The sequence below is a fragment of the Blautia sp. An81 genome, from assembly GCF_002161285.1.
GTDB classification, from domain to species: Bacteria; Bacillota; Clostridia; order Lachnospirales; family Lachnospiraceae; genus Blautia; species Blautia ornithocaccae.
In genome coordinates this window covers 137599-162617 of record NZ_NFHH01000006.1, presented here as the reverse complement: position 1 = coordinate 162617, position 25019 = coordinate 137599, and the positions used below count along the sequence as shown (strand labels likewise).

Sequence of the window (25019 nt, the reverse complement as noted above, 5' to 3'; positions counted from 1 at the left end):
ATGTCAGAGAGAGTATTTGCTTCAGGAGGTCCTATGAATTTAGAAGAAACTTTATACAGAATCCATCATGAAAAACTGTATTATTGTGACAATGAAGAGCTGATGAAAGAACAGGGAAAGTATCTGGATATGGTATTTGAATACAACCATCTTCCACCCAGCAAAGGAGAAGAAAAGAAAGCTCTTCTGAAAAAAATGTTCGGCAAAATTGGAGAAAGCAGCTATATTGAAACGCCTTTCTACGCCAACTGGGGAGGAAAGAATGTATATATGGGCGACCATGTATACGCCAATTTTAATCTGGTGCTGGTAGATGATGCAGTTATTGAAATCGGCGATCATGTGATGATTGGACCTAATGTGGTTCTCTGTACAGGCACCCATCCCGTATCCCCCAGACTTCGGGCAAAAGAGGCACAGTACAATAAGAGGGTTAAAGTGGGAAGCGGCGTCTGGATCGGGGCAAACACCATGGTCATGCCGGGAGTGACTATAGGAGAGAACAGCATTATCGGAGCCGGAAGCGTGGTGACAAAAGACATTCCCGCCAATGTGATTGCTTTTGGAAATCCCTGTAAAGTCTACCGGGAGATTACGGAAGAAGATGAAAAATATTATGATAAGGATAAGTTGATTGATATAGAGTAAGCAGAAAGGAGAAATGAGGTATGGGTATCTTTACAGTATTGTAATAGCAAGGTGTATCCTTTGTTATTACGCCTTGCTGATCATTTAAGAAGATGAAATGATTAGGAGGGTTATGAATGCCATATTTTTATTATCAGTCAAAAAAGATTTTTTATAAGGAAGCTGGAGGGGGAAAACCCCTTATTATGCTCCATGGAGATACTGCTTCCTCTCTTATGTTTGAGTTTATATTACCGCTGTATCAGGAAAACTATCGAGTTATCCTGCTGGATTTTTTGGGAAACGGGCAATCAGACAGAGTTGACAGGTTTCCGGAAAATCTCTGGACTGCTGAGGCTGAACAGGTAATCGCACTTATTGAATACTTAAAGATTGAGAAAGTAAATCTTTTGGGGACAAGCGGCGGAGCATGGGTTGCCGTAAATACGGCATTGAAGCGCCCCGACCTTATAGATAAGGTCATTGCCGATAGTTTTGATGGAAGAACTTTAAATGAAGATTTTACAGTGAATTTATTAAAAGAACGGGAAACTGCGAAACAAGATATCTATGCAAGGCAGTTTTATGAATGGTGTCAGGGCGAAGATTGGGAAAGGGTTGTAGACCTTAATACACAGGCACTGATAGAATGTGCAGTAAACAGAAGCCCTTTATTCTGTAAACCTTTAGAAACTTTACATATGCCTGTTCTCTTTATGGGAAGCTTAGAGGACGATATGTGCCGTAAAAATCTACCGGAAGAATACGCAGAAATGAGCCGGCAGGTACAGCAGGGGCGAGTACATATTTTTAAGACTGGAGGACACCCGTCAGTTATAACCAATGCAGAACTTTCAGCCAAAGTAATTACGGAATTCATTGGCATTTAAAGGAATTTCAGCAACTTCCTGGAAAAAAGGAGAGCCGGTTTAAACGGAGTACAGCCGTTTAGACCGGCTTTTGGCATATAAAAAGGATGGCGAAATTTTAGTTCGAAATTTTCAAAAAATTATTAGCACTCAAGTCTTGACACTGCTAACAACAGGTGTTATATTAACACTAGAACAAGAAAACCAGGCCTGCACAGCAGGCTATTTCATAAGACAATGGAGGGGATTTGTATGAATATCAGTAAATTCACGCAGAAATCGCTTCAGGCTGTTCAGGATTTGGAGAAGACAGCATATGAGTTTGGCAATCAGGAGGTTGAACAGGAGCATCTGCTCTATAATCTTCTGCATCAGGAGGACAGTCTGACATTAAAGCTTATTGAGAAAATGGAGATTCAGAAGGAACATTTTCTTACAAGAGTAGAACAGGCTCTGAATGCCAGGACAAAGGTTTCAGGAGGACAGCCCTATATCGGCCAGTATTTGAATAAAGCCCTGGTAAGTGCAGAGGATGAGGCAAAAGCTATGGGAGACGAATATGTCTCTGTAGAACATCTGGTTCTGGCTCTGTTGGATAATCCCAGTCCTTCTATGAAGAAACTGTGGCAGGAATACGGGATTACCAAGGAACGGTTTTTACAGGCTTTAAGTACAGTAAGAGGCAATCAGAGAGTGACTACAGATAACCCGGAGGTCACTTATGACACTTTGAATAAATACGGACAGGATCTGGTGGAAAAAGCCAGAGAGCAGAAGCTGGACCCGGTAATCGGACGGGACAGTGAGATCCGGAATGTGATCCGGATCCTTTCCAGAAAGACCAAGAACAACCCGGTGCTCATCGGTGAACCAGGAGTAGGTAAAACTGCAGCCGTTGAGGGTCTGGCTCAGAGGATTGTCCAGGGAGACGTGCCTGAGGGACTGAAAGATAAAAAAATCTTTGCTCTGGATATGGGGGCTCTGGTGGCAGGAGCCAAGTACAGAGGTGAGTTTGAGGAAAGGCTGAAAGCCGTTCTGGAAGAGGTTAAGAAAAGCGAAGGCCAGATTATCCTGTTTATTGATGAGCTCCACCTGATCGTAGGAGCCGGAAAGACTGACGGAGCCATGGATGCGGGAAATATGCTGAAGCCTATGCTGGCAAGAGGAGAGCTTCACTGTATCGGTGCGACTACTCTTGATGAATACCGGAAATATATTGAAAAAGATGCTGCTCTGGAGAGAAGGTTCCAGCCGGTTATGGTTGACGAACCTACAGTGGAGGATACTATTTCCATTCTCCGTGGTCTGAAAGAACGTTATGAGGTCTTCCATGGGGTAAAAATCACAGACAGCGCCCTGGTAGCTGCGGCTACTCTTTCTGACCGGTATATTTCCGACAGGTTCCTGCCGGATAAGGCTATTGACCTGGTAGATGAAGCCTGCGCCCTGATCAAGACAGAACTGGATTCCATGCCTGCAGAGCTGGATGAACTGCGTCGGAAGATCATGCAGATGGAGATCGAAGAGGCGGCTCTTAAGAAAGAAAATGACCGTCTCAGCCAGGACCGGCTGGTAGAGCTCCAGAAGGAAATGGCGGAACTGAAGGACCAGTTTAACAGTCAGAAAGCTCAGTGGGATAATGAGAAAACTACAGTAGAGCATCTTCAGAAACTGCGGGAGCAGATTGAAGATATGAATAACCGGATCCAGAAAGCCCAGAGAGACTATGACCTGAACGAGGCAGCAAGGCTTCAGTACGGAGAACTGCCCAAGCTGCAGAAACAGTTGGAAATAGAGGAAGAAAAAGCAAAGAACCAGGATCTGTCTCTGGTTCACGAAAGCGTGACGGAAGATGAGATTGCCAGGATCATTTCCCGGTGGACGGGAATTCCTGTGGCAAAACTTACTGAGGGAGAGCGTACCAAGATCCTTCATCTGGAAGATGAGCTTCACAAACGTGTAATCGGACAGGACGAGGGCGTTTCTAAGGTGACAGACGCCATTATCCGTTCTAAGGCAGGCATTAAGGATCCTACCAAGCCTATCGGTTCCTTCCTGTTCCTTGGCCCTACTGGCGTTGGTAAGACAGAGCTGGCTAAGACTTTGGCGGCTACTCTTTTTGATGATGAGCAGAATATGGTCCGCATCGACATGAGTGAATATATGGAGAAATATTCTGTGTCCAGACTGATCGGAGCGCCTCCGGGATATGTAGGATACGAAGAGGGAGGACAGCTTACAGAAGCAGTGAGAAGAAAACCTTACTCCGTAGTCCTTTTTGATGAGATCGAGAAGGCCCATCCTGACGTGTTTAATGTGCTTTTACAGGTGCTGGATGATGGACGTATCACAGATTCTCAGGGCAGGACTGTGGACTTTAAGAATACCATCCTTATTATGACCTCTAATATTGGCTCTACCTATCTGCTGGAGGGCATTGAGAAAAATGGTGAGATCAGACAGGAAGCCCGGGATATGGTGGAGAAGGACCTGCGGGCCCATTTCCGTCCGGAATTTTTGAACCGCCTAGATGAGATCATCATGTTTAAGCCTCTTACCAAAGAGAATATCGGCGGTATCGTAGACCTGCTCATGGCAGATCTTAATAAGAGACTGAGAGACCAGGAATTATCTATAGAATTGACAAATGCCGCAAAAGATTATATTATTGAAGGCGGATACGACCCTGTCTACGGCGCCCGCCCTCTGAAACGGTATGTACAGAAGTATGTGGAAACTCTTACTGCAAGACTGATCCTTTCCGGAGACGTAAGAGCAGATGACAGGATCATCATAGATCTGGAGAACGGCCAGCTTACGGCTCACAGGGAATCTGTTCAGGATACTCCTGAGAATTGATGCTTCAGGAGGCTGTTGGCTTTTGGAAGACTGAAACGGCTCCAGTGAATATCCGGGATTAAAGGAGGAAGACCATGATACCCAAGGATCCGGTAATGCTTTTAAGCTATGTAAATACCCAGCTTCGTGATTTCTATGCATCCTTTTCTTCTATGTGTGAGGACAAAGGACTGAATCCAGAAGAGATTAAGACAAAGCTGGCGGGGATTGACTACGAGTATGACAGAGCCAGAAATCAGTTTGTATAAGAGATACAGAAGAATACGGAAAAAATAAGGGCAGGCCTGAAACTGGTGCCGGAGCTTTCCGGAACAGGTTTTAGGCCTGTTTTGTGCGTCTGAGCTCATAGCTGAACAGTTTTTAAAAACACAGGATAATGTATTTTGGGTATTGCGCTATACTATATTTTGTATTAGAATAGGCCTTGGACCAATATATGAAGTATAACCAGGTCATTTCAGATAGATACAGCAAGGAGAAAAAAGATATGAAGATTATTAAGAGAAATGGTTCGGAAGAAGCATTTGACGTAAAGAAAATCGAAGCGGCAGTCAGGAAGGCAGACAGTTCATCAGAGACCAGAAGCCTGACAGACGCCCAGATTGAGGACATTGCAGAATTTGTGGAGTTCAAATGTAATAAGCTGAACCGGGCAGTGGCTGTGGAAGAAATCCAGGATATGGTTGAAAATCAGATTATGGCTACAGGGGCATTTGAGCTGGCCAGACAGTATGTGAGATACCGTTATAAACGTTCTCTGGTACGTAAGGCGAATACCACAGACAACCGGATCCTTTCACTGATCGAATGTAATAATGAGGAGGTCCGGCAGGAAAATTCCAATAAAAATCCTACAGTCAACAGTGTACAGAGGGATTATATGGCAGGAGAAGTCAGCAAGGACCTGACACAGCGAATGCTGCTGCCGGAAGATATTGTAGAGGCAGACCATCAGGGGATCATTCATTTCCACGATTCCGATTATTACGCCCAGCATATGCACAACTGCGACCTGGTCAATCTGGAAGACATGCTCCAGAACGGTACGGTGATCAGCGGCACTATGATCGAGAAGCCCCACAGCTTTTCAACAGCCTGCAACATTGCCACACAGATCATTGCTCAGGTAGCCAGCAACCAGTATGGAGGACAGAGTATTTCTCTCACACATCTGGCGCCTTTTGTCCAGGTATCCAGGGATAAGATCCGGACAGAAGTTCTTCAGGAAATGAAACTCATCGGCGTGGACTACTCAGATGATATTTTAAATCAGATCGTTGAGGGACGGCTGAAAAAGGAGATTACAAAGGGCGTTCAGACCATCGAATACCAGGTGATCACACTGATGACAACAAACGGCCAGGCCCCCTTCCTTACAGTATTCATGTATCTTAACGAAGCAAAGACAGAGGCCGAGAAAAAGGACCTGGCAATGATCATAGAGGAAACTCTGAAACAGAGATACAAAGGTGTAAAGAATGAGGCGGGAGTCTGGGTGACCCCGGCATTTCCGAAACTGATCTATGTTCTGGAAGAAGATAATCTCCAGGAAGGAGATCCTTACTACTATCTTACAGAGCTTGCTGCAAAATGTACGGCAAAACGTCTGGTGCCGGATTATATTTCCGAGAAGAAGATGAAAGAGCTTAAGGAAGGAAACTGCTTCCCGGTAATGGGCTGCAGAAGCGCCCTGAGTCCCTGGAAAGATGAGGAGGGCAACTATAAGTTCTATGGACGCTTTAATCAGGGAGTTGTCACCATTAACCTTGTGGACGTGGCTCTGTCTTCCGGCGGCGATGAAGATAAATTCTGGAAGATTTTTGACGAGAGACTGGACCTCTGCTACCGGGCTTTGATGTGCAGGCATAACCGTCTGAAAGGAACCTTATCAGATGCAGCGCCTATCCTTTGGCAGTATGGCGCCCTGGCCCGGCTGAAAAAAGGGGAGACCATTGATAAGCTGTTATACGGAGGTTACTCTACTATTTCTCTGGGGTATGCAGGGCTGTATGAATGTGTGAAATACATGACAGGAAAATCTCATACAGACCCGGAGGCAACACCTTTTGCCCTTCAGGTCATGAAGCATATGAATGAAGTCTGCGAGAAATGGAAAGAAGAGACCAATATTGGATTCAGCATTTACGGTTCTCCTATTGAGAGTACTACTTATAAATTTGCAAAATGTCTTCAGAAGAGATTCGGCATTGTTCCCGGAGTGACAGATAAGAACTATATTACCAACAGCTACCATGTACATGTCAGCGAGGAAATCGATGCCTTTTCAAAACTGAAATTTGAGGCTCAGTTCCAGGCTCTTTCCACAGGAGGCGCCATCAGCTATGTGGAGGTGCCGAATATGCAGGATAATATTCCGGCAGTGCTCCAGGTGATCCGTTTTATCTACGACAATATCATGTACGCAGAGTTAAATACAAAAAGCGATTACTGTCAGGAATGCGGTTATGACGGAGAAATCCAGATCGTGACCAATGAAGACGGAAAGCTGGAGTGGGAATGCCCCAACTGCGGCAATCGGAATCAGGATACCCTGAATGTGGCAAGACGTACCTGCGGTTATATTGGAACACAGTTCTGGAACCAGGGAAGGACCCAGGAAATCAGAGAAAGGGTGCTGCATTTATAATATGAATTACGGGGAAATAAAGAAATGTGACATTGCAAACGGAGAGGGAGTTCGGGTCTCCCTCTTCGTTTCCGGCTGCAGACATCACTGTCCGGGCTGCTTTAACCAGGCTACATGGGATTTTAGTTATGGAAAAGAATTTACAGAGGAAACAGAGAAACAGCTTCTGGAACTCCTCAGGCCGGATTATATTGATGGCCTTTCCCTCCTTGGAGGAGAGCCTTTTGAGCCGGAAAATCAAGAGGTCCTTACAGAACTTCTCAGAAAGGTGAAGAAACTTTATCCGGAGAAAACTGTCTGGTGTTACAGCGGATATCTTTTTGACAAAGAACTGCTGAATCCCAGCCGGGCAAGGTGCGGCTATACAGATGAAATGCTGTCCAGGATAGATGTGCTGGTAGACGGGCAGTTTGTAGAGACGCTGAAAGATATACGCCTTGTATTCAGAGGATCTTCAAACCAGAGGATCATCGATGTGAAGCAAAGTCTGGAAACAGGGGAAATCCGGCTGTGGACGCCGAAGATCAGGCGAGGAATTTCGCCGGAAACCGAAAAATAGGACACAGCGGCGCAAAAAGCCGCAGAAGCAGAGGTGGGCAGGAATGAAGAAAATTGCTGTGGTGGAGGACGACAGGGTATTGAGGAAAGCTCTGAAAAGCCTTCTGGAAGAAAATGGATATGGGACCTGCTGTTTAGAGGATTTTTCCAATGTTGAGGAAGAAATTTTAAGGGCCGGCCCGGATATGGTGCTGCTGGATATTCTCCTTCCAGGAACCAATGGACAGGAGATTTTGAGAAATCTGCGGCAGAAATCCCAGATTCCGGTGATCATGGTTACCAGCAGAGAGGGAGATATGGATCAGATCCTGGCCATGAGCTACGGAGCAGATGATTATATTACAAAGCCCTATAATCCTACCCTTCTTCTGCTGAAACTGGAGGCAGTATTCCGGAGGATCCAGCCTGAAACGCCTCAGGAGGAAGTGACCTGGGGAGGGATTACACTGAACCTCCTGCGCGGCACCATGACCCATGAAGGGGAAGAACGGGTGCTGTCCAAAAACGAATTTTCTATTTTTTATTACCTGGTAAAAAACCAGGGACGGATCGTGTCCAGAGACGAACTTATGGATTATCTCTGGGACTGCAACGATTTTGTAGACGATAATACCCTGACAGTAAATATCAACCGGCTCAGAAAAAAACTGGAAGAAGCAGGCATCCGGAATGCCATAGAAACCAGAAGAGGACAAGGGTACATCTTACTATGAAAGCCCAGTCTCAAAGCAGAGACCTGCGGTGCAAGGCACGAAGCAATCCGTGGGGCTTTCATAGATGGCACTTCAAAACTGAGCCCCATCAGCGGACAGGGGAGAGTGGAATGAAGAAAAGGGCATATTTGAAAGACAACTGGAGACTGGTCCTTCTGTGGCTGCTTACAGCGGGGCTGACAGAGCTGGTAATGTATTTTTTCCAGGTCCAGGCAGAGCTGATGATCCTGACACTGGGAATCTGGCTGCTGGGACTTGTGGGAACGCTTTCCTGGGATTATATGAGGAAGAACAGGTTCTACCGGGAGCTGGAAGAAAAGATGGGGAACCTGGAAGAAAAATACCTTATCCAGGAAATGATAAAGAAACCGGAATTTCTGGAGGGAAGGATTCTTTATAACACTGTGGAACAGATGGGAAAGGCCATGAGCGATCAGATTTTTGAACAGCAGAGGAGAAACAATGCCTTTAAACAGTATGTGGAGACCTGGATCCATGAAGTGAAGCTGCCCATTGCCAGTATGAGGCTTCTTCTCCACAAGGACAGAGGTGAGACCTCCAGGGTTATGAAAGAACAGGTTTCCAGGATAGACAGTTATGTGGAACAGGTTCTCTACTATCTCAGAAGCCAGGTTCCGGAAAAGGATTATGTGATCCGGGAATATTCTCTGAAGGCGGTAACAGACCAGGCCATTTCCAGAAACCGGGACAGTCTGATCCTGAACCATATCCGGATCATTCAGGAGACAGAAGATATTCCGGTGCTGACAGATGAAAAATGGCTGAGCTTTATTCTGGGCCAGCTTCTGAGCAACAGTGTGAAATACAAAAGAGAAGAGGAGGCCTGTATACGGATCCGCAGCAGCAGGACTTCCAGGGGAACTTTGCTGTCTGTGTGGGACAATGGTATGGGAATCCAAAAGGCAGATCTTCCCCGTATCTTCGAACATTCCTTTACCGGAGAAAATGGAAGAAGGGGACAGAGTTCTACGGGCATGGGACTGTATCTGTGCAAAAAACTCTGCCACAGACTGGGACACCGGATCTGGGCAGAATCTGAAAAAGGAGTTTATACGGAGATATTTATAGAATTTGGACAGGATAAACATACAGAGATGGCTTAGATCTGCAAATGCATATCAAGGCCATCTTTTTTCTGCTATAAGATTTTACCAACCTTACAGAGATGTAAGATTAAGTAATGAAAATCCATGGATGGGGGAAGAGCCTTTTTCTATAATAGAGACAGTACAGGACAGAATAAGAAAGGAGTCGTGGAATCCCTTCTATTCTGTGCAGAAAAGAAAAAAGGAGGAGAATCTGTGGAGAAATTATTGGAAATCCAGCATATGATGAAATATTACGGAAACAAATCCAGCCTTACCAAGGCAGTAGATGATATCAGCTTTTCAGTAGAAAAGGGAGAATTTACGGCAGTTATGGGGGCCAGCGGTTCGGGAAAGACTACTCTTCTGAATTGCATTTCCACCATAGACCGGGTAACAGGCGGTCATATCCTGGTGGAGGGAAAAGATGTGACAAAGCTGAGAGGAAGAGGCCTTTCCAGATTCCGTCGGGAGAAACTGGGCTTTATTTTCCAGGATTTTAACCTGCTGGACACGCTGAACGGTTTTGACAATATCGCTCTGGCCCTTCAGATACAGAATGAGAAGCCGGGCAGGATTCCCGGAAAGGTAGAAGAGATTGCCCGGAAACTGAATATCCAGGAGGTACTGAAAAAATATCCCTACCAGATGTCCGGCGGCCAGAAACAGCGGTGTGCCTGTGCAAGGGCCATTGTAACGAACCCGTCCCTGATCCTGGCGGATGAGCCTACAGGAGCCCTGGATTCTCAAAGCGCAGGAATGCTTCTGGATAATCTGCAGTTCCTGAATCAGGAGCTGGGGGCAACGATTCTTATGGTAACCCATGATCCTCTCTGTGCCAGCTACAGTGGACGGGTACTGTTTCTTAAAGATGGGAAACTTTTCCATGAACTGAGAAAGGGAGAATCCAGCCGGAAGGAATTTTTTGACCAGATCATTCATGTGATCGCATTACTGGGAGGTGACCTGAGCCGTGTTGTTTAGTCTGTCTATTAAAAACTTCAGAAAGAGTATTCGGGATTATTCGATTTATTTTTTTACTATGATCCTGGGAGTAGCGGTTTTCTACATTTTCAATGCCATCGAAACCCAGACAGCTATGATGGAAGTTTCCCAGACAAAGGCAGCTATTATCGATTCTATGAACGGGATCATGTCCGGGGTAAGTATTTTTGTCTCTCTGGTCCTGGGATACCTTATTGTCTATGCCAGCAGGTTTATGCTGAAAAAACGGAAAAGGGAATTCGGCATCTACCTTACTTTGGGAATGGGACGTATCAGGCTGGCTGCTATGCTGTGGCTGGAGACTATCTGGATGGGACTGATCTCCCTGGCTGTGGGTCTGCTGGCTGGAATGGGGATTTCCCAGCTGATGTCTCTGATCGTGTCCAATCTTTTTCAGGCAGATGTATCCAGATATGAATTTGTGATTTCCGGTCAGGCAGTGGGGAAAAGTATCTTGTATTTTCTCCTGATCTATCTGGTGGTGATGATTTTTAATACCCTTTCTGTAAGCCGGGCCAGGCTGGCAGAGTTTATCACTGCAGGAAGGAAAAAGGAGAAAAACTTTCTGAAAAAGCCCCTTCTCAGCGGACTGGTATTTTTACTGGCTGTAGTGATGCTGGGAACTGCCTACTATAATGTGACTGCAAATCAGCAGGCTATGACCACAGAAACAGATGTACTGACCCAGGTGCTCCTGGGGATCTTTGGAACTTTTCTGGTGTTCTGGTCATTGTCCGGTTTTCTTATGACAGCAGCAGGAAAATTCAGAAAGCTGTACTACCGGCGGCTGAATTCTTTTGTAGTGGGAGAGCTTTCCAATAAGCTGAACTCTACGGTAATGGCATGCAGCGTGATCTGCCTGCTGCTCTTTATGACTATTTGTCTTTTGTTTTCCGCCATTGCCAGAAAAGAATATAAGGATCAGGAAGCGGCAAAGCTGGCTCCGGTGTCCATTTCCATGTCTAAAGAAATGACAGATTCTAAATCTATCTTTGATATTATGGAAGTCCGTGGGATTTCTATGGAAGACTTTCAGGACCTGGTCAGCGTTTACACCTATCATCTGGATGAGGTGACTAACTATACTTTGATTGGTGAATCTTATGGTGAAGAGTATGACAATCAGAAGGCAGAGGTGATGAAAGTGGGGGATTATAATAGGGCGGCCAGAGTTTATCATATGCCAGAGTATGAACTGGAGGAAGATGAGTACCTGATCGTAGCAGATCAGGAAGGTGCTGTGTATATACGGAACAGAGGCCTTGCGGATGATCGGGAGATTACCATTAAAGGAAAAAGCTATCATGCAAAAGAAAATACCTGTCAGGACGGCTATCTTCAGATGTCTTACCAGCCTCAAAACTCTGGTATCCTTCTGGTGCCGGACTCTGTAAAACTGGGAGAAGAGGAACAGTATAAGAATTATGTTATGGGAGATTACCGGGATAAGAGCAAAGAATTTGCTCAGGAAATGGACAAGAATTTTGCACAGATACTGAATCCGGAACAGAGCACCTATGGGAAGATACAGGTAACTACCCAGTCTGCTATTTATGATGACAGCATCGGCACCAGCGCTATGTACATCTTTCTGGGCCTGTATCTGGGAATCTGCTTTCTGATCTCCGGCTCTGCAGTGCTGGCTCTGAAAATTCTTTCAGACAGTGCAGACAGCAGAGAGAAGTATCAGATACTGCAGCAGCTGGGCTGTGAAGAAAAAGAAATCCGAAGAGCTTTAAGACGGCAGAATGGCCTTTTATTTCTGCTGCCCCTTCTTCTGTCAGCAGTACATGCCATATTTGGTATACAGGTATGCCGGACAATGCTCTCTATCTATGGTTCCAAGGGCTCCGGGACTGCTCTGGCAGTGACCATGGCCCTTACAGGAGCCATCTATGGAGGATATTTCCTGTTATCCCATAAGTGTTCTGTAAAGATCGTAAAAGAATAAAAGAAAATCGGACTTAGTGTACTGTAGCATTCACTTTCAGCATAATGACGACAAATGAACTTTCCACTCTGCAAGGCGGAGGAATGAGGCGCAGCGGTGGATACGCTGATTGACGACAACGCCGCAGATGGAAGTTCAGGCAAGTCATTATGCGAAATGTGAGTGATACAGTACACTTAGTCTGTTACAAGGAAAGTCACGGTAGCAGGAGCCAGCGTTAGTGTTCCTGCTTCTACAGGAGATCCTTCAAGAGAAGGAAGCTGTGCGGTTCCTGTGAGCTCCAGAGGTTTTCCGTTGAGAAGAATCCTGGGAGAGCGGAGATATTCAGCGGACAGGGTGTAGACAGTACCTCTCCATGGCACTTCCAGGAGGGCAGCCTCTGAAGGGGAGTTATTGACGATCATATAGGCATACCCTTTTTTCCCGTCTTTTCTGGAATGGACATAGCAGTGGAACCCTTCTCGGATTTCCTGGCCCAAGTCATAGACTTTAGATCCCATCAGCCGGTTCCACAGCAGGGCAAGCCAGTAATTGGGCCGGGGCAGATGGGTTTCAAAGTCCAGATATCCATAATCGGAAGCCATAAAGGTGTTGTGGAAGATCACCCCGTCTGTAACTGTGCAGAAACGTCCAAGTTCATCGGCAGAGCGGATCACGTCCAGAAAAGTGGAGGCCCAGGTATTTCCTCCGCAGCCTGCATCGCCGGATTCTGTGACCCACATCTGGGCACCGGGACAATATTGATCCCGCAGCTTCTTGTAATAGCAGGCAGCTTCCCATGGAATCCCCAGGTATTCTTCTGAAAGGGCCTTGTCACCCGGCCAGTGTATGCCCAGGAAAGCCCCTCTTTCAGAAAAGCAGTTGTACATATGGTAGCTGTATACATCTGCCTGCTCTTTGCAGCCTTCCAGGAGATCTTCCGAGGGAATCACGGATAAGTTGTGATAGCCTACATAGGGGCTGAATTTTTCTCCGCTGGAACAGGGACCCACCGTAAGGATATCCGGATAATTTTCTTTAAGAAAACGGAAACAGAGATCCTGGTCCCGGCTGAAATCTTCCGGAGTATAGTTGGAAGGTGTCCCGCCCAGAATGGTAGTGTTTGGCTCATTCATAAATTCTACGGCGGAAATGGGAACACCATAGTCCCGGCTGTAGTCCAGGATAAGCTTTAGCTGTTCTGGGTTCCAGGTACCATCGGGATTCTGTACGCCGTCACAGTTAGCCGGAGAGATCAGCAGCTTTCCGTCTACATATTTTACAAAGTCCAGGAGCTGGTCCCACTGTTCCCGGGTGAGAATGCTGTGGAAGCCTTCCGGCACTTTTCCGCCGGTATGGCCGTCCAGATCATAATAGGTAGTGGTGGCCCAGGAGCCGCTGACCCGGATATATGCCGGCCCCAGGGCTTTGGCCAGTTCCAGAGCCCGCTGATCCTGAAGGTCTGCAGGGGGAAACATTTCCAGAAGAGAGCCCATTTGAGACAGGTCAGCAAGCTGGGGAACTTCTTCTTTGCCTTCTATCTGGGCAGGAGTATAAAGTTTCCAGAAAGTGCCTCCGGTCACTTCGGTCATTTCTATGTTGTAGGAGATCAGCCGGCTGTCCATTTCCCTTAGAAAAGACAGGCTGCCGGTATTTAAAGTTATCTTTGTCATAATTCAAAACCCTCCATATCTCTATGATTAATTATTATACGAAACTTTAATATTCACCTGTTCCCCCGCTTGTGGTATACTGATACAGTGCAGTCATTGAGCCTTTATGTACCAAAGGCTGCAATATCAGAAAAAGAGGAGTGAATATTATTATGAAATTTATATATCCTGCAGTGATCAGAAAAACAGAGGAAGGAAAATTCCAGGCATCCTTCCCGGATCTGGAGTGCTGCTACGCAACAGGTGATACTCTGGAAGAAGCAGTAGACAATGCCAATGAGGCAGCTTATGACTGGCTGTACCTGGAAATTTCAGAAGACGGGGATCTGCCTCCGGTATCAGATATTCATGATATAGAACTTCAGGAAGGAGAGCAAGTCCGGAACATCGCCGTAAATATTCGTTTTACGGAAGGCTGGGATGAGTAATGCTCAACTGTGAAGCTGCTGAATCTGTTTCTGGATCAGGGTTCCTGCGGCCTGAGAAAGTTGCTCAAGTTGTTCTATCCGGACATAATCCCGCTGATAGATCCTGGTGGCGGCAAGGGTGTCGGCATCACTGCCGTTTAGGATAGCCATAACTTTTATCCCCTCCTGTTTCAGCCGGTGAACCTCCAAAGCAGTATCTTCGATCCCCGGTTTTCCTGAATAATCCTGGCTGAGAACCCGCCCTTTTGAGGAATCTGGAGGAATCCGACGATCATCATTAGGGCTGGCATCTGTAAGGACAATAAGGAGCCTGTTTCCGGCTGGGGAGGACTCCATGAGATGTCCTGCACCCCGGAAAGCCAGTCCATCCCGGTTCCATCCGGCGGCGCAATAATCAAAGATTTCTTTGGAACAGTCTTTGTCCTCATAGCTTAGAAAACGTCGCATTACAGTAAAACCTTTCAGACTGAGAAAAGAATAGACCTGAAGGGGAATTCCACATTTTTGGAGGCTTTCGGTGATAATGTATCCCTGGAGAGCAATAATCTCCTGGCTTCCCAGACGGGATGCAGAGGCATCCAGCATCAGGTCCACAGAGAAATCGGGCTGTTCCTCGTCAGTAGTTTCCATAAATATACGGTCATCATCCAGCACCAGGGCCTTCCAGATTTCTCTTGGAAAGATCCTGCCGCTGCGGCTGGGTATTTTTAAGGGCTGAGGATAGACCAGCATAGCGTTTTTTATCTGCTGAGTCAGCTGGTGGATACTGTTTTGACAAAAGTCACGCCTACTTTGATAATAGGCTTCATTTTTCTTCCTTTGTGTCTCCGCATCCCGGAGAAATTTCTGCACAAGGGCATTTTTTTCCTCTACAGGTGCCGGCTTTCCCTCTGTGAAATAAAGGCGGCAGTTCTCATGGCTGTCAGTACAGAGAATATTTTCCAGCTGAAGAGAGTCTTCCCCTGAATACAAAGGAAGTCCAAAGCAGCTTTGGATATACTGATAATCAGCAGCAGTTTCCGAAGGTTTTTTGGGAAGAAGTTCCAATCCCTGGAGGGCAGTGATCCTGCCATCGGCACTGCCGGTCCGTCCCATATTCAGATCGTCGCTGCGGATCAGCCGGCGGGGCAGCCGCCGAAGAAAACGGTGGGAAAATCTTTCATGGACTCCGGTGAGAAATCCGGACAGATAGTGTTCCCGGCGGTAACGGAAGTATCGGTGGAAAATCTCCAGAGTCCGGTCATAAATTTCCTGAGCAGTGATGTCACCAGGGTATAAAAGGTCAGCAAAAAGCTGACGCTCCCAGGGATTTACAAGGCCAGGCTCTTTTCCCAGAACCTGGCGCCATTTAGCAGATTCCAAAGCATAGACCAGACTGTTCTGGGCCATCCACTGCTGCCGTGATTTCTGGTCATCTTGACGGAAAAAATCCCGGGCGTGTTCCAGCCGTAGCTCTTTCAGCACCGGGCGATACCGGGATTCCCTGAGAAAGGCGCAGTTTTCCAGGGCAATCCAAAGAAGGCCGTCGTAGGTCTCCTTAAAAAGCCCATCCTGTACGGAAGAATACAACCGGTTCATGATATCCTGGTCATACCATTTCCGCACATATCCGATAATAGAGTTCATATAAAAATCTGGTTCCCCATCAAGCCGGAAAGCCATGAAATCCGGCTGGAAATCATATTCTTCCGAAGCTGTCCATATGATGTTCATGGCCCGCCGCTGACAGGAGGTGTACATTCTTCTGTCTGCCATTTTCTTATCCTGCAAAAATACTTCCCGCAGTTGTCTTTCTGGAAATCCGGGAAGCGATCACATCTTGTATCAGAGATTGTTCATAGGCGTCAAAGGTCTTGTTGGTGATTCCCATATCCAGGGCTGCCAGAGGGGAAAGGCCCTTTTCCATGAGGCTTAAGGCATCCAGAAGTCCCCGTAAATCCAGGACCCGGCTGGTCAGTTCTCCGTTTTTGCACTTCTTTTCGATATCCTGGAACAGCCCGGCAAACTGCTGGATATAGGAGTTTTTCATAGAAGGGAATTCCCGTTTTAAAAGTTTTTCCAGATTGTCCTGGGAGATTTCCGGCATATGTATGACCATAAACCTGGAAGTCAGGGCTTCGTTAAGGTCTCTGGTACCGGCATATCCATAGTTCATTGTGGCGATAAAACGGGCTGCTTCATGAACTGAAATCCGGCTGTAGCCAGGGACATTTATCACCCGGCGGAAATCCAGAACAGAGTGTAGTACCGCAAGGGCCTCATTCCGGGCCATGTTAATCTCATCCAGGATGCAGAAGCCGCCCTGAGCGGCGCTTTCGTACACCGGTCCCGGGCGGAATACTACCTGCCCCTCCTGGAAGGTGTCCGTTCCGATCATATAGGAGGCGTCCATGTTAATATGAAAGGAGACATTCCAGCTTGGACGGCCAAAGACCTCTGCCAGATTTTCCGCCAGCATATTTTTTCCAGTAGCCTTAGCGCCGGCCAGAAGGAGATTTTTGCCGCAGAGCAAAGCCTGGGAAGCCTGTTCCCAGACTTCTTTTCCATAGTATACATATCGTGGAGCCCTCTGGCTGCATGCTTCAGCTTGGCCATATTTTTGCCGGAATTCCATGATCCCTTCGATAATCCCTTTATCAATGTGTTCTTCCCATAAAAAATCCAGCACTGTTTTTTACCTCATCTAAAAAATTTTGAAGGCCAGGTGCTAGGGACAAGACGATTTCCCACCTTTTGCCCCTGGTATCTCTCACAATATTATAGCACTCAAAGACAGGCACAACAAGTGTGGGTGAACGGGGGAGGAGCGTCTGTAACTGCAGGTCAAATGCAAAAAAGGTGTAAAATCTTTGACAGTTAAATAAGACTTTACACCTGTTATCCTTTTTGTGAACAAGAGAGATTATCTCATGATACACATAGAGGCTGTATCTTTAGTTTTTACATATAGGTTGGTTGATGAAGCAGGGTATCGGCGGTATGTGCATTTAAAATTTCATGTACACGTTCTACTTCATCAAAAATCATGGCATCCATATGTTTTAATTCCGAGATTTCTTTTTTAACATTTTCCATATCTGTTTTAAGAATGGAAACGTCTGTTTTGAGACCAGCAACGTCTGTTTTGAGACCGGCAACGTCTGCTTTAAGGGTAGCAACGTCTGCTTTCAGGCTGCCGATATCGCTCTGCATATCTGTCATCTTTGACAAGATTAAATCTAACTTTTGCCCATCTGTCATAAAATCCCCCCCTTATTATTTAGGTGTATGTATTGTAGCATGCAACCATGCCAGGTGTAAAGTCTTATTAAAATGTCAAAGTACATGAATATTTTTGAAAAGGAATCGAAATTTAGAAATGCTGTAAGCTTAAAAGATAAGTTTTTAGATATTTTCATATTCATCATATAAAAACAGGCAGAAAAATGCAAGAGCAAAATTATGGTTTTATATTTATATTTAAAGCAAGACCTGGGCTGCTGTCTGCCAGAATCAGAATGTCTGTGCAAAGAGATAAATGGATTCTTGCGTGACAGAGAATTTTTTGATAGTATTTTATTACATGGGCAATGTAAATGCCGAGGGCCTGAGTAATGGGCGTTTACTTTTTTGTAGAGAGGGCAGACAGATGAGCAGAATATTAGTGATCGAGGATGACCAGCTTTTAAATGGAGGACTTTGTTTTAACCTTCAGAATGGAGGATATGAGACCATACCGGTGTATGACCTGAAAAGCGCCTATCCGGTGGTAGAATCCCAGAAATTTGATCTTATGCTGCTGGATGTAAATCTTCCTGACGGCAATGGATTTGATTTTGCCAGAGAGATACAGGGATTTAACCGGAAGCCCCTGATCTTTATTACAGCTCACGAGCTGGACGAGGAAGTGATGGAAGGCTTTTCCCTGGGAGCAGACGATTATATTACGAAACCTTTTAATGTACAGATCGCTATGCAGAGAATCCAGGCAGTCCTGAGAAGGACTATGGGAAATAAGGAAGAGCACATTTACCGGTGCGGAAATCTTGTGATCGATTTCGAGACCAGAACTGTAACAAAATCAGGTGAAAAGCTGGCACTGACGCCTACAGAGTTTAAGCTTCTCTATGTATTTGTTAAAAATGAAAATATGGCGCTTACCAGAAATCTGCTTTTGGAAAAGCTGTGGGACAGTGAGGGAAACTTTGTAGACGAACATACCCTGACTATTAATATCAGCAGATTAAGGGCAAAGATCAAAGACGCCCAGTATAAATATATCAAGACACTGTACGGCATGGGCTATCAGTGGATAGGAGTGCAGAATGAATAGAAGAATAAGTGCAGATACTCTTATTATGACAGTAGCCATAGGGGCCTGTGTCCTGTTCCTGGCTGCCACAGCTTTTTTTGGAAAAAGAGACTTTTTCACATTTTTATGCTATGGCTTCGGCATCGTGATGATCCTGATGATCCTGGCGGTACATAGAGTTTTCCGCAAGGCATTTATCGGATTTTCCGATAAGGTATGCACTCAGGTAGAAGAGCTTACCAAAGGGAATTTTCAGGAGCCGGGACCAGAGGAAGATACCCTTACTTCCAAGATTGAAATGAAGATGGATAAGCTGTCAGATGTGATTCATTCTTCTTTAAGCACCCAGGAATTTCAAAAGCAGGAAATCCAGCAGATGGTATCTGATATTTCTCATCAGCTGAAAACTCCCATTGCTAATATCACCATGTACAGCTCCATGCTGGACTCTGGAAACTTTTCCAAGGAGCAGCGGAAACAGTTTGCTCAGGTTATTGAGAACCAGGTAAAAAAGCTGGAGTTTCTGGTAGATTCTCTTATGAAAATGTCCCGGCTGGAGACATCTCTGATTCATCTGGAGGTAAAGCCGGCCAGGATTTTTGACACTCTTTTCCAGGCTCTTTCTCAGGCAGGGGCCAAGGCAGAACAGAAAGAAATTGAACTGGAGTGCAGCTGCGATGAGGATCTGATGGTGCTTCATGATGCAAAATGGACCCAGGAGGCTTTGTTTAATATCCTGGATAATGCAGTAAAATATACCCCGGAAGGAGGCCGGATTTCTGTATCTACAGAGGCCTGGGAGATGTTTACAAAGATTGATATTTCCGATACGGGGATCGGTATCGCAAAAGAGCATTATGAAGACATTTTTAAGCGGTTTTACCGGGAAGGAAAAGTGCATCTGGAGGAGGGGGTAGGCATCGGCCTGTATCTCAGCCGGCAGATCATCACCCGGCAGGGAGGGTATATAAAAGTATCCTCAAAAGAAGGAGAAGGAACCACATTTTCCGTATTTCTTCCAAATGTCTTTGAAAAGAAAAAGAATTAAAAAGCGGCGTTTCCATACTGTCTGTTTTTTTTTCAGACAGTACAGGAAACGCCGCTTTTGTATTCCTGCGTAAGATTTATTTGTCTCTTTTCAGACGATCCATAAGCCCGGTCTTTGTAAAATGCCGGTAGCACAGCAGGGTGATCATACTGGGAACTGCCAGTACAAAGGCGCTCCACAGCAAAAGGGGAAACAGGGGAAAGACGTAAGAAACTGCCTCTTCCAGAGTCCGGACCAGAAAAATGTAGAACAGGTAGCTGATCAGGCTTCCGGTGATCCAGGAGATGATCAGGGGCATCCGGGAAATATACAGACATTCATAAAGAAGCATTTTTTTTATTTCCTTCCGGCTCATTCCCACAGCTTCAAAGAGAGCCAGCTCCCGGTTCTGGGTGATCATTTTATTCAGAGTAGCGTTTAAAAGGTTTAAAACGCTGAAAATGATCACGATGAGAGTTGCCCCTGCAAAAAGAAGGATAAAAAGATTATTTTGCCGTGTAAGCTCCCTTTGATAATCTTCAAAAGAACTCATACGGATCAAAGGACAGTCCTCCATAAAGTCTTTCAGATATTCTTCCAGATCCGGAGACAGGGTATGTCCTTCTGTGCGGATATAGACCTGATTGATGGTGTTCAGGCCAGGATACAGTTCTTCAAAAACAGGAGCAGGAACCAGAAAACTGGAGTTCAGCTCAATATTATCCTGTGAAAATTTCGGGTCTATTATGGCCCCCACAGGAAGGTCTTTTTCCTGATATCCTTCTCCGTCATAATAGCTGAGGGTAAGGCTGTTCCCTGGGGAAAAATCCGTTTCATAGTCATAAATGGGATTGAAAAGAATACTTCCTTCCCGAACCAGATCTTCATAGGTGATCTGGCTGTCTTTCAGATATGGCTGGATAAGAGCAAAGGTTTCCTTATCAAAGGCAATCATATTAGAAGATTCCGTACCGTATTTGGTAAGAATGTTTACGTATTCCTCATGGATGGGAAACACCCGGTCTACCTGGGGAAAATTTTCAAGGGACCTTAAAAAATCCTGGTTAAAAATATCCTGCTTCTGATATTCTACAAGCTCTGTGGCAGAGGAATCCAGATACTGAGAGTCATAGCTCAGAATATAATCTGCGTTCTGAAAGTAGCTGGATCTTGCCCGGGAATCTATATGATAATAGGACATATAGGTGGCCGTCAGAAGAAAAAATATGCCTCCTACGATCATGGACAGACGGGAGAGAAACATCCTCTGACGATTATTTTTCGCCCTCATATGGCCCAGCAGACGGCAGGAAAGTTTCCCAGTAACCGGACAGAAAGGATCCTCCTGATAATTTACCGCTTCCCAGGGAGTGATCCGTGAGGCCGTCCTGGCAGGCTTCTGTAAAAAGGCCATAATGAATACATAAGAGCAGATCAGAACGACCAGCCCTGTACCGATCATGTGAGGGGCACTCCAGTAACGGGCTGCGATACCTGCCAGGAGCAGACCGGGAAGGATGCCGCCCAGGCTTCCTGCCACGCATAAAAGAGAACTTTCCTGATTTACCATGCGCCGGATCTGACGGCTGGTCATGCCAAGAGTCTGCATCTGCCCGAAGGCACGTATCCGGGACATAATGGAAATACAAAATATACTGTAGATCACCAGCAGTCCGATGACCAGTACCAGAAGATCCAGAAGCATATAGATGAAAACCATGGAGGGACCGAGAGGGTTGGTATCGATACTGCAGTAATTAATAAAGAGGTTGCTTTTCGGGATTCCATATTTCAGAGCCAGATCTCTGATCAGAGAAGTATTTTTATCAAATCCTTTGGTAAGGAATTCTGGCTTTAGCCATATTTTCAGACTGAAATCTTTGCCAGTAAACATAGAACTGGACTGGGCAAAGGAATCGGAAACATAAAAACAAGGTGCGCTGGTTCCTGAGGCTGACTCTGTAATGCCGCATACCTGAAATACCTGGGTATTTCCATCTTTTTCCTGAAAAGTGAGACTGTCACCAAGGTCGGCCTGAAGCTTTTGGGCAAGATTACTGTCTATAAGGATATCCCGGGAATCCTGGGGGAAATTTCCTTTTAATATCTGATGAATGGAAGAAACGTTTCCTGCCAGCTGCTGGTACACTGGCCTTGCATAAGCGCCATTCAACCGTCCGAAATCACCGTATTTTTCCAGAACGGTTTTTTCAAAATGGGAATCCTGAGATAATGCCGCCGTATTTTCCTGACTGAGCATAGTGAAGGAAGCATGCTCCTGTTCCCGGAATTCGTCATATATAGCCAGATAATCCAGGGTGTTAAAACAGGGAAGGAAGGTCATAACAAAGGTACAGGTACAGATGGCAAATAAAATACAGAAGGTCCGGAATTTATCGGCTTTCAGAGTTTTGACTACCAGCTTCCAGGTGGGCTTTTGATTATTATTGGCAATTAAAGACATGGCTCTCCCCACTTTCTTCTTACGATATGACCGTCTTCAATATGAATGATCCGGTCCGCCATTTGTGCAATCTCATCATTATGGGTGATCATAACAATGGTCTGATGAAAACGCATACTGGAAGATTTCAAAAGTCCAACTACTTCCAGGCTGGTGCGGGAATCCAGATTTCCCGTAGGTTCATCGCACAGGAGGATAGAAGGCTTTACCGCCAGAGCTCTGGCAATAGCTACCCGCTGCTGCTGGCCTCCAGAGAGCTGAGTCACGTTTCTCTCCAGCTTATCCTGGATGCCCAGCCAGCAGGTGATTTCTTCAATAAATTCCCTGTCCGGCTGGTTTCCGTCGATTTCTATAGGAAAGACAATGTTTTCATATACATTCAGCATAGGGATCAGATTATAATTCTGAAATACAATTCCAATATTTCTCCTGCGGTAGATAGAAGCCTGTTCCGGAGAAAGCCTGGATAGATCCCTTCCTGCCACAAGGACCTGGCCGCTGTCCGGGCTGTCCAGTCCTCCCATCATATGAAGAAGGCTGGATTTTCCGCTTCCGCTGGCGCCCACAATGGCAGTGAAGGTTCCCTCCTCTATTGTCAAAGAAATATGGTCCAGAGCTTTTACCAGAGAAAAACCCTTTCCATAAGATTTACACAGATCGATTACTTCTATAATATTTCCCTTATTCATCAGAACCTCCTTTACAGCTGCAGTTTCCGGGAATAACTTTTACTGTATTTACTCTACCATAGAATCCTATCAGGAATGTCTCAGACTTTCAAATAAAATCTCTCGATTTTGTAACCTTTTTGGAGAAGTAACAGAACTGCAACATTATTTTTCCAAAATGAGAGGATAATGCAACATAGAAGGACTATGATCATTTATAGAAAAGAAAAAAGGAGAGAACTTTTATGAAAAATATTATGACAAAAACAGCAGCTCTTTTATCAGGAATCCTAATGTTTCTGGCCATAGTGAGCACAGGCCCGAATCTGGCTGAGGCAGTGCTGGACCTTTTCGGATACGTAATCTATTTAGCCGTATTTGCAGCGCCGGTGTGGTATTTCCATTCTCTTGTTAAGAAAGAAAAGAACGCAGACGAAACAGGGAATCTGTGATATACTGGATACAGACCTTTTTGAAAGACAGGGGAAAAAGAAAGGAGCTGCCCATGAGAATTGTAATTACAGACAGGGAGAAGACAGTTATAGAAGAGATTATCAGGGCACTGCAAAAAAGCGGATTGGAATATGAACTGGAAGGTACGGCACAAAATGGTCAGAAGGGGTACGAACTGATTGAAAGTACCCATCCAGATCTTATCATTATGGATGTGAGACTGGAAGGAATGGACGGACTGACCATGCTGAAAAAACTCCGGGATAAAGGGATTACTTCAAAAGTGCTCATGCTTACGAAAGATACGGATTTTAATACTGCCAGAGAGGCCATTGAGCTGGGGGCAGACAGCTATCTTCTGAAACCGCTGAAGACGGAGGAACTGCACAGAGAGCTTCTGAAGATCAGCGACAGGCTGGCGGAGGAGAAGGCCATTACCTCTGTATTTACAGTAGAAAATATTTTTCGGGGATGCCTGAATGGACAGCTCCATCCAGACAGCAGATTTCATGCAGTAACCAGAGAAATATACGGGTTTACGCTGGAAGAGCCGGCAGCTGTAGCTGCCATATGGCTGGGCGACAGATATGTAGAACTTTGCGAGATAGTCTGCCCTCTGCTGGAGAAAATGGGGAATGATTCGGGAGCCTCAGTCTGTGTGCTGCCGGTAGATGTATGGCATGTGGTAACTGCGGTGTTATATCGGTTTGAGGATGAACGGGAAAAAGTATATTCTTTTTTCCAGAGCCAGGTGATACCTGCTTTGTGTAAGAAAATAAAAGATGAAATCGTATGTTTCTGGGGAGATATGAAAGAGGGAGGACAGCTTCTTGAAAAGCTGCGTGAAATCCAGCAGGTGCGGGAATGGAATCTGCTTTATGACAGAGGAAAGCTTATTCCCATTAGTCAGATAGAAAAAAAGGAATCCATCCCCCTTAAATATCCTGTTGAACTGGAGCAGAGAGTAAAACGGGCAGTCCTTGCTTCTGACGGCGAGGATATTAAAAGGTGCTATTACCGAGTGTATGATCTGCTAAGAAGGCAGCCCCACAGCCCGGCAGATATGAAGGAATGTCTGATCCGTTTTAATATGGCGGTGATAAATGCATATAAAACACAAAATGAGATTGAATCAGAGTTGAAGATACAGGCATGTATACAGAATATTGCAGAAGCCATGAGCTGGGGCCAGATTCGGACTGCTATGGAAGAATTTCTGAACCTTGTGAGCTTTAAAGCTTTTACAGAAGAAGGCGATGAACAGTTCAGCCCTTTGATCCGAAGGGCAGTTCAGCTGGTAAGGAAATACTATGATCAGGGAGTGACACTGGAGGAAACAGCGGAAAGGCTGTTTGTATCTGAAGAATATCTAAGTTCCCAGTTTAAAAAAGAAACAGGAGCAGGATTTACAGAGACTGTAAGGCATTACCGGATTGAAAGAATCAAAGGTCTGCTTTTGAATACGAGGCTGAAGCTGAATCAGATCGCTGAGCTGACTGGCTATACAGATCCAAAATATATGAGCCGGGTGTTCAAAGAGGAAGTAGGCGTTCTGCCTTCGGAGTACAGAAAGTCTGTTTCTTAAAAATCTCTACCTATTCAAAAAATTTCATCCTTGTTATACTGGAAAATTGTGGTATGATACCCATAACCCCCAAAGGGCCCGGCGGGGCGGCAGGGTTATAGTATGATTACGAAAGA

The 25019-nt window shown here is 45.5% G+C and carries 22 protein-coding genes; 16 read left to right on the top strand and 6 right to left on the bottom strand.

Translation table 11 applies throughout. From position 1 onward, the window contains the following. Positions 1-33 precede the first annotated feature (33 nt). The 11 genes from B5G33_RS07745 to B5G33_RS07700 all read left to right on the top strand — a co-directional run bounded on the left by B5G33_RS07745 (position 34) and on the right by B5G33_RS07700 (position 12335). Positions 34-648, top strand: coding sequence for a sugar O-acetyltransferase (locus B5G33_RS07745; protein WP_087274573.1), 615 nt, complete (start codon positions 34-36; stop codon positions 646-648). 116 nt (positions 649-764) lie between these two features. Continuing rightward, a complete protein-coding gene (locus B5G33_RS07740) occupies positions 765-1517 on the top strand; it encodes an alpha/beta fold hydrolase (RefSeq protein ID WP_087417220.1) in 753 nt (250 codons plus the stop codon). A gap of 231 nt (positions 1518-1748) precedes the next feature. Then, positions 1749-4355 (top strand): ATP-dependent chaperone ClpB, encoded by a 2607-nt coding sequence (clpB, locus tag B5G33_RS07735; RefSeq protein ID WP_087417219.1) that lies wholly within the window; start codon positions 1749-1751, stop codon positions 4353-4355. Positions 4356-4429: 74 nt separating this feature from the next. Beyond that, positions 4430-4603 carry a DUF4250 domain-containing protein gene (locus B5G33_RS07730; RefSeq protein ID WP_087274491.1) on the top strand — a complete coding sequence of 58 codons (174 nt, stop codon included), beginning with the start codon at positions 4430-4432 and terminating at the stop codon, positions 4601-4603. 239 nt (positions 4604-4842) lie between these two features. Further along, positions 4843-7002, top strand: coding sequence for an anaerobic ribonucleoside-triphosphate reductase (gene nrdD / locus B5G33_RS07725; RefSeq protein WP_087274493.1), 2160 nt, complete (start codon positions 4843-4845; stop codon positions 7000-7002). Between the two features lies 1 nt (position 7003). Then, positions 7004-7561, top strand: a complete 558-nt coding sequence (gene nrdG / locus B5G33_RS07720; RefSeq protein WP_087417218.1) for an anaerobic ribonucleoside-triphosphate reductase activating protein — start codon at positions 7004-7006, stop codon at positions 7559-7561. Positions 7562-7604: 43 nt separating this feature from the next. Beyond that, a complete protein-coding gene (locus tag B5G33_RS07715; RefSeq protein ID WP_087274497.1) occupies positions 7605-8273 on the top strand; it encodes a response regulator transcription factor in 669 nt (222 codons plus the stop codon). A gap of 110 nt (positions 8274-8383) precedes the next feature. Further along, a complete protein-coding gene (locus B5G33_RS07710) occupies positions 8384-9397 on the top strand; it encodes a sensor histidine kinase (RefSeq protein WP_087417217.1) in 1014 nt (337 codons plus the stop codon). Then, positions 9366-9626 (top strand): hypothetical protein, encoded by a 261-nt coding sequence (locus B5G33_RS21620; protein WP_204247347.1) that lies wholly within the window; start codon positions 9366-9368, stop codon positions 9624-9626. The genes B5G33_RS07710 and B5G33_RS21620 overlap by 32 nt, the downstream gene beginning before the upstream one ends. Further along, complete coding sequence (locus B5G33_RS07705) at positions 9596-10363, top strand: ABC transporter ATP-binding protein (protein WP_087274575.1); 768 nt, start codon at positions 9596-9598, stop codon at positions 10361-10363. The genes B5G33_RS21620 and B5G33_RS07705 overlap by 31 nt, the downstream gene beginning before the upstream one ends. Then, positions 10353-12335, top strand: a complete 1983-nt coding sequence (locus B5G33_RS07700) for an ABC transporter permease (RefSeq protein ID WP_087417216.1) — start codon at positions 10353-10355, stop codon at positions 12333-12335. Before B5G33_RS07705 ends, B5G33_RS07700 begins: the two co-directional genes overlap by 11 nt. A 176-nt stretch (positions 12336-12511) precedes the next feature. Here the strand turns inward: B5G33_RS07700 and B5G33_RS07695 are convergent, their stop codons facing one another. Then, positions 12512-13987: a beta-glucuronidase gene (locus tag B5G33_RS07695; RefSeq protein WP_087417215.1), complete on the bottom strand. Its 1476-nt coding sequence runs from the start codon at positions 13985-13987 to the stop codon at positions 12512-12514. 152 nt (positions 13988-14139) lie between these two features. Here B5G33_RS07695 and B5G33_RS07690 point away from each other — a divergent pair, with 152 nt between their 5' ends. Then, entirely contained in the window at positions 14140-14415 is a 276-nt protein-coding gene (locus tag B5G33_RS07690) for a type II toxin-antitoxin system HicB family antitoxin (protein ID WP_087274506.1), read from the top strand. 3 nt (positions 14416-14418) lie between these two features. On the opposite strand, the gene B5G33_RS07685 is transcribed toward B5G33_RS07690, so the two are convergent. From B5G33_RS07685 to B5G33_RS07675, 3 genes are all read right to left on the bottom strand, one after another. Then, positions 14419-16170: a hypothetical protein gene (locus B5G33_RS07685; protein ID WP_143276504.1), complete on the bottom strand. Its 1752-nt coding sequence runs from the start codon at positions 16168-16170 to the stop codon at positions 14419-14421. 4 nt (positions 16171-16174) lie between these two features. Then, entirely contained in the window at positions 16175-17029 is an 855-nt protein-coding gene (locus tag B5G33_RS07680) for an AAA family ATPase (RefSeq protein WP_087417234.1), read from the bottom strand. A gap of 326 nt (positions 17030-17355) precedes the next feature. Further along, positions 17356-17655 carry a hypothetical protein gene (locus tag B5G33_RS07675; RefSeq protein ID WP_087417213.1) on the bottom strand — a complete coding sequence of 100 codons (300 nt, stop codon included), beginning with the start codon at positions 17653-17655 and terminating at the stop codon, positions 17356-17358. 388 nt (positions 17656-18043) lie between these two features. Between B5G33_RS07675 and B5G33_RS07670 the strand changes: the two genes are divergently transcribed. Next, on the top strand, positions 18044-18727 hold the full coding sequence (locus B5G33_RS07670) for a response regulator transcription factor (protein ID WP_087417233.1): 684 nt from the start codon (positions 18044-18046) through the stop codon (positions 18725-18727). Next, positions 18720-19754, top strand: coding sequence for a sensor histidine kinase (locus tag B5G33_RS07665; protein ID WP_087417212.1), 1035 nt, complete (start codon positions 18720-18722; stop codon positions 19752-19754). Before B5G33_RS07670 ends, B5G33_RS07665 begins: the two co-directional genes overlap by 8 nt. 76 nt (positions 19755-19830) lie before the next feature. On the opposite strand, the gene B5G33_RS07660 is transcribed toward B5G33_RS07665, so the two are convergent. Next, positions 19831-22197, bottom strand: coding sequence for an ABC transporter permease (locus B5G33_RS07660; protein ID WP_087417211.1), 2367 nt, complete (start codon positions 22195-22197; stop codon positions 19831-19833). Continuing rightward, positions 22188-22886: an ABC transporter ATP-binding protein gene (locus B5G33_RS07655; protein WP_087274517.1), complete on the bottom strand. Its 699-nt coding sequence runs from the start codon at positions 22884-22886 to the stop codon at positions 22188-22190. The genes B5G33_RS07660 and B5G33_RS07655 overlap by 10 nt, the downstream gene beginning before the upstream one ends. 224 nt (positions 22887-23110) lie before the next feature. On the opposite strand from B5G33_RS07655, the gene B5G33_RS07650 reads away from it, so the two are divergent. Continuing rightward, positions 23111-23317: a hypothetical protein gene (locus B5G33_RS07650; protein ID WP_087274519.1), complete on the top strand. Its 207-nt coding sequence runs from the start codon at positions 23111-23113 to the stop codon at positions 23315-23317. A gap of 53 nt (positions 23318-23370) precedes the next feature. After that, positions 23371-24903, top strand: a complete 1533-nt coding sequence (locus B5G33_RS07645) for a response regulator transcription factor (RefSeq protein WP_087274581.1) — start codon at positions 23371-23373, stop codon at positions 24901-24903. The last annotated feature ends 116 nt before the right edge of the window (positions 24904-25019 follow it).